Origin of the sequence: Umezawaea tangerina, assembly GCF_003002815.1 — a bacterium.
GTDB lineage: Bacteria > Actinomycetota > Actinomycetes > Mycobacteriales > Pseudonocardiaceae > Umezawaea > Umezawaea tangerina.
In genome coordinates this window covers 509426-519857 of the sequence record NZ_PVTF01000006.1, presented here as the reverse complement: position 1 = coordinate 519857, position 10432 = coordinate 509426, and the positions used below count along the sequence as shown (strand labels likewise).

Sequence of the window (10432 nt, the reverse complement as noted above, 5' to 3'; positions counted from 1 at the left end):
CCATGCGCGGATTCCCGACCAGGCAGGAGAAGGGCGACGCACGAGGTCTGCTGACCTTCTTCGCCGTGCTGCTCTTCTGCCTGCCCGCCCAGCTGATCATCGGCCCGCTCGGCGCCAGCGGCACCCCCGCGGGCGTCGTCGGCATGGGCCTGGTGGTGTTCTGGCTCATCACCAGGCTGCTGCCCGGTTCCGGCGTGAAGACCAACCTCCAGCCCGCCCGCGTCGCGGTCGGGCTGCTGGTGCTGTCGATCCTGCTGTCCTACGTCCTGGGCACGCTGAACCCGCTGCCCGCCGACCAGCTCTCGGGCGCGGACCGGGCGCTGCTCACCACGATGTCGTGGATGGGCATCGCCTTCGTGGCCGCGGACATGCTGAAGTCCCGCAAGAGCGTGGAGCTGCTGCTGCGCACGGTGGTCGTCCTCACCGGGATCATCGCGTTCATCGGCCTGCTCCAGTTCGCCACCGGGTTCAACGTCGCCGAGCTGTACGGGCACATCCCCGGACTCAAGATCAACTACGACATCGGCAACGTGTCCGACCGGTCGAACTTCCGCCGCGTGTCGGCCACCGCCTCGCACGCCATCGAGTTCGGCGTGGTGCTGGCGATGGTGTTCCCGATCGCGCTGCACCTCGCCTTCTACGTCAAGGAAAGGCGTTGGCTCTGGTGGGGCACGGTCGTCCTCATCGGACTCGCCAGCCCCATGTCGGTGTCCCGCTCGGCCACGCTCGGCATGTTCGTCGCGTTCATCGTCCTGTTCGCGGGCTGGTCCGGAGTCCGGCGCGGCATCGCCCTGCTGGTGGCACCGGTGTTCGTCGTCGCGCTGCGACTGCTGATCCCCGGACTCGTCGGCACCATCACCGGTCTGTTCACCGGCTGGTCGGACGACCCGAGCATCCAGGGCCGCACCGACGACTACGTCGTGGTCGGCCAGTTCATCGACCAGTCGCCGTGGTTCGGCCGCGGTTTCGGCACGTTCCTGCCCAAGGCGTTCATCACGCTGGACAACCAGTTCCTCGGCAGCATCGTGGAGACCGGCTTCTTCGGCCTGACCGCGCTCATCCTGCTGTTCGTCATCGGCTTCGTCACCGCCCGCGGCATCAGGGTGCGCGCCAACGACGACGAGAACCGCCACCTCGGCCAGGCGCTAGCCGCCTCGATCGCGGTGTGCGCGCTGGCGTTCGTCACCTTCGACGGACTCGGCTTCCCGATGATCAGCGGCGTGCTGTTCCTGTTCATCGGCATCATCGGAGCGCTCTGGCGCCTGGCCCGCCGCGGCCAGCTCGTCGACGCGCCGGTCCTGGTCGACGTGAAGGCGGGGGTCGGGATATGAGGCTGGGGTTCGCCTGCAGCTGGGACGCGCGACCGGAGCTCACCTGGTCGCACACGCCGTGGAACCTGCGCGAGGCGCTGCGCTCGCAGGTCGACGTGGTCGACCTCGGGGTCGAGCACCCGCCGTTGCTGCGCAACGCCTTCAAGGCCGCGCACGCGCGCCGGGTCGACGGGCAGTGGGTGTCGATGTGGCGGCACGCCGCGTCGACCCGGCGGTTCGACGAGTGGACGCTGCGGCGCTCGTCGGCGCGCAACCCCTGCGACGTCGTGCTCCAGATCCAGGACCTGACGACGTTCGACCGGCCCTACCTGATGCTGCAGGACCTCAGCTACGACGTGCTGCTGGACCTGGTCGACCGGCCCGGCGGGCTGAGCCACTTCCCGTCGTTGACACGGGCCGACGTGGTCCGCTCGGCCGAGCGGCAGCGGGCGGTGTACGCGCGCGCGGCCGGGGTGCTGGCGATGAGCTCGTGGTTCGCCGACCACCTGGTCGAGGTGACCGGTGTGCCGCGCGAGAAGGTGCACGTCGTCAACCCCGGCGTGACGGCCCGCGGTGAGGCGGCCGGGATCGCGGCGGCGCACAACCGCCGGATGACCGGTCCCCGGCGGCGGTTGCTGATGGTGGGCAAGGACTTCCCGACCAAGGGCGGTGAGCAGGTCGTCGGGGCGCTGGCGATCCTGCGGCGCGAGGTCGACCCCGAGATCACCCTGACCGTCGTCGGGCCCGAGGTGTGGCCGATGAACGGTGCGGTGCCGCCGGGCGTGGACTTCCTCGGGCGACTGCCGGTGTCGGAGATCTCCGCCCTGTACGACTCGCATGATCTTTTCGTGCTGCCGTCGCGGTTCGAGGGGTTCGGGATCGCGTTCGTCGAGGCGCTGTCGCGGGGACTGCCCTGCGTCGGTCGCGACGCGTTCGCGATGCCGGAGATCATCACGGCCGGGGACCTGGTGTCCACCGACGAGCAGGAGGAGCTGGCGAAGGTGGTGGGGCAGCTGTTGCTGGACGACTCGGTGTACGACAACGCCTTCGTGGGCGCGGAGGAGGTGGCCGCCCACTACACGTGGGAGCGGGCCGCCCGGCAGGTCGTCGAGATCGCCTCGGGGGTGGCGCGGTGATCGGCTCCTTGGCCTCGCGGGTGGCGGGCTCGTTGTCGCCCACGGCGAAGCGCCGCGTCCGACGCGCCACCGACGGCGTGCTGAGTCCTGTCGGGTCGTTGCGCGGCGTGCGGACCGATGCTCGGGTCGTGGCGTTGACCTACGACGACGGACCCGACCCCGACGGGACGCCCGCGGTGCTGGACGCGTTGGCGGAGCTGGGTTTGTCGGCGACGTTCTTCGTCCTGGTGGAGCGGGCGGAGGCGCACCCGGAGTTGCTGCGGCGGGTTCTGGACGAGGGGCACGAGGTCGCGCTGCACGGGATCGACCACTCGCGGTTGACCGAGAGGTCCGCGGGGGAGGTGCACCGGCTGCTCGTGGAGGGGAAGCGGCGGTTGGAAGCCGTGGCCGGTCGGCGGGTGCGGCTGTTCCGGCCCGCCTACGGGTCGCAGTCGCTGGGGACGTTCCTGGCGGCCCGCCGGGCCGGGCTGGACCCGGTGGTGTGGGGGCCGACGGTGGCGGACTGGGTGGACGGGGCGGCTGAGGAGGTGGCTGCTCGGGCGTTGCCGGCGGTGCATCCGGGGGCGGTGGTGTTGTTGCACGACGGGTTCGAGGTGCCTGAGGGGGATTTGACGCCTCGGCCTACTTTCGACCGGGGGGATGTGACGCGGTCGTTGGTGGGGGCGTTGAGGGCAGTGGGGTATGAGGGGATGTCGGTTTCGGGGTTGTCGGGTTTCGGGAGGGCTTGGCGGACGGCTTGGTTCCGGCCTTGAGTCGGGAGTTTTGTCGGACCCCCTGAGTACCTTGTGTATTGGGGGGTTCTCACGGGTGGGGGACCTCTGGGGGCGTTTGTGTTCAGGGCTGGCGGAGGCCGTTCCAGGTGGGGCTTGGCCTTGGTCGGGTCGTGCTATCTCAGGCCCTCGGTTGCGTTGTGCCTACCCTCGCGAAGCCCGGCCCCCGGCGCGCGATTGTCTCAATGCCCCACCCCTGTTTGTCAAGATGGTGAAGCTGTCTTGACAAACAGGGGTGGGGCAGGAGGGCGCTGTGTATCGGGGGCAGGGGTAGGTCTGGCTTCGCCAGCATCGGACTACGTCCGACTCAAGCATCGGGCTCCGTCCGACTCAAGCATCGGGCTCCGCCCGACTCAAGCATCGGGCTCCGCCCGACTCAAGCATCGGGCTCCGCCCGACTCAAGCATCGGGCTCCGCCCGACTCAAGCATCGGGCTCCGCCCGACTCAAGCATCGGGCTCCGCCCGACTCAAGCATCGGGCTCCGCCCGACCAAGCATCCTCGGCTTCGCCGTCGGACAAGGCCCCAGGCGCTCCGCGCCGGATGCGCGCTGGCGGGCTTCGCCCGATGGGCGGGTGCGTGCTCGCTGTGCGTTTGGGTTAGCGGTTGGGGACGGGGGAGGAGGCGGCGGTGGCGATGAGGATGGGGTCGGTGGTGCCGTTGGACTGGACGCGGTAGATGCCGGGGACGCCGGTTTGTTGGCTGGGGACGCCGTAGGCGAGGGTGTTGTCGTCCAGCCAGGCGGCCTGGTCGTCGATGCCGGAGGTGTTGGGCAGGACCTTCTCCGTGCCGGTCTCCAGGTCCTCCACGGCGAGCTCCCAGCGGCCGACCCACTTGGTGGCCTTCTTGTACGCCAGGTGCTTGCCGTCGGGGGACAGGGAAGGGCACTCGGGGCCCTGGCGGACGGTGGCGGCGGTCTTCGCGGACGTGGAGCCCTTGATGAGCCAACGCCTGCCGCCGGTGCCGACGGTGGCGTAGAAGGTGGTGTCGTCGGTCTGGAAGGTCATGCCCCAGTAGTTGACGTCGAGCGCGGTGTGGGCGACGCCGTCCACGGTGAGGGCGAACGTCTCCAAGGACTCGACGAGGGTGCCGTCGCGGAGGTCGTAGTAGCCGGTGCGGGTGGAGAAGCCGCCCGCGGAGGCGTAGGAGTCGCCGGTGACGAAGACGGTCCAGGAGACGACCTTGCCGGAGGCGGACACGCGTGCGCGGCTGGGGACGCCGGGCAGGGGGATGGTCTTGACCTCGGCGCCGCCGACGATGACGGCGGCCTCGAAGCTGGGGCCGATGCCCGCGAGGCGGAGGCAGACGGTGGTGCCGCCTGCGGTGTAGACGCGTTGGCAGCGCAGGCCGGTGGGGGTGCGGGGGCCGTCGGTCTGGCCGGGGTCGGTGGTGGAGACGGCGTCGCCGCCGTCGCGCTGGTCGACGAGGGTGATCGAGGCGCCGCCGGGCGCGGCCGCGGCGGCGGTGCCGGACGGGCCGCCCGCCTGCCAGAGGTAGACGCCGGTGGCGAGCACGACGACGACGATGAGCAGCGCGCCGAGCGCGGTCCGGGTGCGGGTCGTCACGACGTCGTCTCCTTGCGGGTCACCACGAGCACGGCCACGAGGGCCACGGCGAGGGCGCAGACGGCCGTCAGCACGGCCGTGCCGAGCGCCGCGTACTGGAGCAGGAAACCGAAGCCGATGGAGGACACCAGCCGCGCCAGCGCCTGACCGGTCTGCACGACGGCGAGGCCGGAGCCGCGCAGCGACGGCGGGATCATGGCGCCGGTCCACGCGGACAGCACGCCGTCGGTGGCGGCGTAGAACAGGCCGTGCATGATCAACGCGGCGACGGCCACGCCGTACCCGCCCGCGGGGGCGAGCAGGAGCAGGTAGACGCCCAGCAGCAGCACGTGGCCGCCGAAGAACACCGGCCAGCGGCCGACGACGTCGGCGAGCCTGCCCAGCGGCGCGGCGAAGAGCAGGAACGTCAGCGCGGTGCCGAGCGGCAGCAGCGGCAGCACGCCGAGCGGCACCTCGGTGGTGCGCTGCACGAGCACGAAGACGAACGCGTCGGAGACGGTGGCGATGCCGAGCAGGGCGGCGACGACACCGGCCCGGCGGAACGGCACGTCCTTCAGCAGCGCCAGTCCCGCCCTGATGCTCGGCGCGGGACCGGGGGAGGCGGTGGCCTTCGGGCGCTCGGGCACGAAGAAGCCGAGCACGATCAGGCCCAGCAGGGCGAAGCCGAAGCTGACGACGAAGATCGGGGTCGGCGCGGTGCCGAGGTTCATCAGGATCAGGAACGTCACGACCGGACCGATCAACGCGCCCACGGTGTCCATGCTGCGGTGCACGCCGAACGCGGTGCCGAGCTGGTCGGTGGGGACGCTCAACGAGATCAGCGCGTCGCGCGGCGCGGTGCGCAGGCCCTTGCCCGCGCGGTCCGCGGCGATCACGCCGCCGATGCCGAGCGCGGACGCGCCGACGGCCGGGAACACGAGCTTGGTGACGGCGGACAGGCCGTAACCGACACCCGCCACCAGCTTCGGTCTGCGCAGCCGGTCGGCGAAGTGGCCGCCCACCAACCGCAGCACCGCGGTCGCGCCCGTGTACAGACCGTCGAGCAGTCCGAACTGGACGTAACCGATGTTGAGGCTGAAGAGCAGGTAGACGGGCAGGAACGCGGTGATCATCTCAGCGGAGACGTCCGTGAGGAGACTGACCACGCCCAGCGCCACAACCGTTTTCGGCACCGCGCCGAGCCGCGTGCGCGTGCCGGCCCGCGCAGAAGCGATGTACACCCCGAACCACCTTCCGCTTGACCCGGATATCGGAACGGGATGCACTCAGCGTTACACCGGCTGGCGGTACGCCGCGTAGCCGTGAGCGGCCAGGCAGTGATGTTCGCCGGAAGCCGTAACCCTTTGCCCTCCGCGAGCGACTACGAAGCGTCAGCTCACCTCAGGAAGAGGGTTCAGTGAGACGCGCGCCGCATGTGCTGATCATCGTGCAGAACCTCCCGGTCCCGCTGGACCGCAGGGTCTGGCTGGAGTGCCGGGCACTGGTCAACGCGGGATACGAGGTCTCGGTCATCTGCCCGAAGGGGCCCGACGACCCGGCCTACGCCGTGCTGGACTCGGTGCACCTGTACAAGTACCGGCCGCCGCCGCAGGCCGAGGGCGTGCTCGGCTACGCCTGGGAGTTCCTGTACTGCTGGCTGCGCACGGCCTGGCTGAGCCGGAAGGTGTGGCGCCGCAGCCGCTTCCACGTGATGCAGGCCTGCAACCCGCCGGACACCTACTGGGCGCTCGCCCTGCTGTGGCGGACGATGGGGGTCAGGTTCCTCTTCGACCACCACGACCTGAACCCCGAGGTCTTCCTGTCCCGCTTCGGCAAGCCGAAGGGCGTCGCCGGGCGCGCGCAGCTCGCGATCCTGAAGTGGTTGGAGCGCAGGACGTTCCACACCGCCGACCGGGTGACGTCCACCAACACCTCGTACCAGAGGATCGCCTGGGAACGCGGTCACGTGCCCCGCGAGCACACCGCCGTCGTCCGCTCCGGCCCGGACACCTCGGTCATGCGGCCGGTCGCGGGAGACGACTCCCTGCGCCGCGGCGGCAAGCACCTGGTGGCCTACCTGGGGATCATGGGCCCGCAGGACGGTGTGGACGGCGTGCTGGAGGTGGCCAAGCGGATCGTGCTCGACCGCGGCCGCACCGACGTCCGCTTCGCGCTCCTCGGGTTCGGCGACTGCCTGGAGGACCTGAAGAGGCAGAGCACCGACTGGGGGCTCGACGACTACGTGGAGTTCACCGGCCGCGTCGGCCCGGAGCAGATCTCGCGCTACCTCTCGACCGCGTCGGCCGGTGTCTCGCCGGACCCGTTGAACCCGTTGAACGACGTGTCGACGATGAACAAGACCATGGAGTACATGGCCTACGCCGTCCCGGTGGTGGCCTACCGGCTGACCGAGACGGTGGTGTCGGCGGGCGACTGCGCGGTCTACGTGGAACCCGGTGACGTGGACGGGTTCGCCCAGGCGCTGCTGGACCTGCTCGACGACCCCGACCGGCGCGGCGAGCTCGGCGCGGCCGGGCGGCGGCGCTGCGAGAAGGTGCTGGACTGGCGGCCCCAGGCCGAGAGCTACGTCGGCGTGTTCGACGAGCTGCTGGGCTTCCGCTCCAGGGGGCCGTTCCCGGACGGGCCCGCGGTGGTCGACGGGGCGGCGCTCGACAAGTGGGGCAACAGGCTGGTCGACGTGACCGACGACGACGTGCTGCGCGCCTTCGCCGCCGACCGCCGTCACTCCATCGAGGACACCTCGATGCGGGAAAGCGGCTAACACCAACGGTTCGGCGCGCGATGTCCGGGATAGGTCGGGTTCAGCGCGCCAGGAGGCTCCACATGCCAGTACTCGATCGTTCCCGTCGCTCGACGACGGTGTTAGCCGTCGCCGCGGTGGTGTCGGCGCTCGTCGCCACGCCCGCGGCGTCCGCGGCCCCGGTGGGCAGGGTGCTCGGGTACGTCGCCAACAACGGCGGCGGCGTCTCGGTGATCGACACGGCGGACAACTCGATCACCAGGACGGTCACCGACAACGCGGGCAGCTCGCCGTACACGGCGGACGTCGCGTTCGACGGGACCCGCGGGTACGTCACGAACCTCAGCGACAACACGCTCTCGGTGATCGACGCGCCGACGAACTCGGTCGACACGAGGATCCCGGTGGGCTCCAAGCCCGCGGGTGTCGTCGTCGCGCCCGACGGCGGCTTCGTGTACGTCACGAACTACGGCGACGGCACGCTGTCCGTTGTGGACGTCGCCACCCTCAGCGTCGTCAAGACCGTGAACGTCGGCCCGAGCCCGGACGGCGTCGCGATCTCCCCGGACGGCAAGACCGTCTACGTGGCCAACGACGTCACCGGCCCGACGACGCTGACGGTCGTCGACGCGACGACGAACACGGTGACCGCGTCGGTGTACACCGGCAGCAGGCCCAGTTCGCTCGCCGTGTCGCCCGACGGCAGCCGCCTGCTGGTCGTCAACAAGAACTCCGAGGACGTCGCGGTCGTCGACACGGCCAGCAAGTCCGTGCTGCGGATCGTCACGGTCAACCAGGTCCCGTACGGCGTCGACATCACCGCCGACGGCAAGCGCGCCTACGTGACGAACTCGGGATCCAACACGGTGTCGGTGCTCAACCTGGAGAACGTGGGCAACCCCAACGTCTCCGTGGTCGACGGTGCGCCGATCCCGGTGGGCGGCAGGCCGATCGGCCTCGCGCTCACGCCCGACGACGGCAAGGTCTACGTCACGAACTTCACCTCGGGCACCGTGTCGGTGATCGACACGGCGACCAGGGCGGTCACGGCGACGATCCCCGTCGGTGAGAAGCCGGTCGGTGTCGCCGTGCACTTCGTGCCCGCCGCGGCGACCGTGCTGACCGGCGGCTCGGCGAAGCTCGCGATCACGCTGCCCAGCGTGCTGTCGGTGAAGAGCATCGACGCGCGGCTCACCGAGCAGCACACCGGCGCCCCGGTTGTTGGCGAGACCGTCGTCTTCCGCACCGTCGAGGGAAACCCGCTGTGCACCGCGATCACGGACGCTACGGGCACCGCTCGGTGCGACTCCGCCTCGGGACTCCTGGTCACGGTGGGCGTCCTGCTCAAGGGGTACACGGCGAGCTTCCCCGGCACCAACGCGTACACGTCGTCGGTCGCCCACGGCACGACGACGCTGCTGTAGCCAACGTCGGCCCGCGCGCCGACCGCCAGACACAGGACTAGGGGAGTGACTGCAGGTGTTCATCCGACGGATCGCAGTGATCGGGACGGGGTACGTCGGCCTGACGACGGGTGCGTGCCTGGCCTCCCTCGGCCATCGCGTGGTGTGCGCGGACGTGGACGTCGACAAGGTCGAACGGCTGTCCCGCGGCGAGGTCGACATCCTGGAGCCCGGTCTCCCCGAGCTGGTCGCCGAGGGCATCGCCTCGGGCCGCCTCTCGTTCGTGGTGGGCGCCTCCAACGCCATCACCGCGCACGAGGGCGGCGCCGAGGTCGTGTTCCTCTGCGTCCCCACGCCCATGGGCGTCGGCGGCCTGGCGGACCTCAAGGCCGTCGAGTCCGTTGTGGACGAATGCCGCGAGGTGTTCGCCGAGGGCTGCGTCATCGTGAACAAGTCCACGGTCCCGGTCGGCACGACGGTGCTGACCTCGGAGCTGCTGGGACGCCCGGACATCTCGGTCGTCTCGAACCCCGAGTTCCTGCGCGAGGGCTCCGCGGTGAAGGACTTCCTGAACCCGGACCGCATCGTGGTCGGCTGCGACGACCAGGACGCGGCGGAGCGGGTCGCGGCGCTGTACGCGCGGCTCGGCGCGCCGACCGTGCTCACCGACGCGGCCAGCGCCGAGATGGTGAAGTACGCGGCCAACTGCTTCCTCGCGATGAAGCTGTCCTACGTCAACGCGGTCGCGGAGCTGTGCGAGCGGCTCGGCGCGAACATCTCCGACGTCACCGAGGGCATGGGCTACGACCGCCGCATCGGCCAGTCGTTCCTGTCGCCGGGGCCGGGCTGGGGCGGTTCGTGCCTGCCGAAGGACACGCACGCGATGCTCCAGGTCGCGGACGCGGCCGACTTCGAGTTCCGGCTGCTGCGCGCCACGATCGACACGAACGACCGGCAGCGGCAGCGGATGGTCGACAAGATCCGGCTCGCCGTGACGGGCAAGCGCAACGGGTCGCTGTCGCACCTGCGGATCGGCGTGCTCGGCCTGACCTTCAAGGCGGGCACGGACGACCTGCGCGACTCGCCCGCCCTCGCGGTGGCCGCGCTGCTCAAGCAGGCGGGCGCCGACCTGGTCGGCTACGACCCGGCGATGGGCGTCGGCTCGTCGGCCGCGGTCGGCATGGAGGTCGTGGACGACCCGTACCTCGCGGCGAAGGACGTCGAGGCGCTGGTGGTCCTCACCGAGTGGCCGGAGTTCCGGACGCTCGACTGGTCGAAGGTCGCCGGTCTGGTCCGCCAGCCCGTCGTCGTCGACACCCGCAACCTGCTCGACCCGGACGTGCTCAGCCGGGCGGGCCTGAAGTGGACCGGCCTGGGAGGGCACCGCTAGGTCCAGGAGCTCGGAGGGGTTCCGCCACTGCAGGGGTGGCGGGACCACCACCGAACACGGAGGGGGTTTCGCCGCTGCAGGGGCGGTGAATCCTCCACCGAACCCGGTCGGGGTGCCGC

8 protein-coding genes are annotated in these 10432 nt (G+C 70.6%); 6 read left to right on the top strand and 2 right to left on the bottom strand.

Going from position 1 to position 10432, the window contains the following annotated elements; all coding sequences use genetic code 11:
* The first annotated feature begins 2 nt into the window (after positions 1-2).
* From CLV43_RS22620 to CLV43_RS22610, 3 genes are read left to right on the top strand one after another with little or no spacing between them, the layout of a single operon-like run.
* On the top strand, positions 3-1331 hold the full coding sequence (locus tag CLV43_RS22620) for an O-antigen ligase family protein (RefSeq protein ID WP_106189227.1): 1329 nt from the start codon (positions 3-5) through the stop codon (positions 1329-1331).
* Entirely contained in the window at positions 1328-2446 is a 1119-nt protein-coding gene (locus CLV43_RS22615; protein ID WP_106189226.1) for a glycosyltransferase family 4 protein, read from the top strand. The genes CLV43_RS22620 and CLV43_RS22615 overlap by 4 nt, the downstream gene beginning before the upstream one ends.
* On the top strand, positions 2443-3198 hold the full coding sequence (locus CLV43_RS22610) for a polysaccharide deacetylase family protein (RefSeq protein WP_170155968.1): 756 nt from the start codon (positions 2443-2445) through the stop codon (positions 3196-3198). The genes CLV43_RS22615 and CLV43_RS22610 overlap by 4 nt, the downstream gene beginning before the upstream one ends.
* Before the next feature lie 616 nt (positions 3199-3814).
* Here the strand turns inward: CLV43_RS22610 and CLV43_RS22605 are convergent.
* The gene (locus tag CLV43_RS22605; RefSeq protein WP_106189224.1) at positions 3815-4780 is read right to left on the bottom strand and encodes a TolB-like translocation protein; all 966 of its coding nucleotides are present in this window, start codon (positions 4778-4780) and stop codon (positions 3815-3817) included.
* A complete protein-coding gene (locus CLV43_RS22600; protein WP_106189223.1) occupies positions 4777-6000 on the bottom strand; it encodes an MFS transporter in 1224 nt (407 codons plus the stop codon). The genes CLV43_RS22605 and CLV43_RS22600 overlap by 4 nt, the downstream gene beginning before the upstream one ends.
* A gap of 176 nt (positions 6001-6176) precedes the next feature.
* On the opposite strand from CLV43_RS22600, the gene CLV43_RS22595 reads away from it, so the two are divergent.
* The 3 genes from CLV43_RS22595 to CLV43_RS22585 all read left to right on the top strand — a co-directional run bounded on the left by CLV43_RS22595 (position 6177) and on the right by CLV43_RS22585 (position 10313).
* Positions 6177-7541 (top strand): glycosyltransferase family 4 protein, encoded by a 1365-nt coding sequence (locus CLV43_RS22595; protein ID WP_106189222.1) that lies wholly within the window; start codon positions 6177-6179, stop codon positions 7539-7541.
* 62 nt (positions 7542-7603) lie between these two features.
* Entirely contained in the window at positions 7604-8944 is a 1341-nt protein-coding gene (locus CLV43_RS22590; protein ID WP_106189221.1) for a beta-propeller fold lactonase family protein, read from the top strand.
* A 55-nt stretch (positions 8945-8999) separates the two neighbouring features.
* Entirely contained in the window at positions 9000-10313 is a 1314-nt protein-coding gene (locus CLV43_RS22585; protein WP_106189220.1) for a UDP-glucose dehydrogenase family protein, read from the top strand.
* Positions 10314-10432 lie beyond the last annotated feature (119 nt).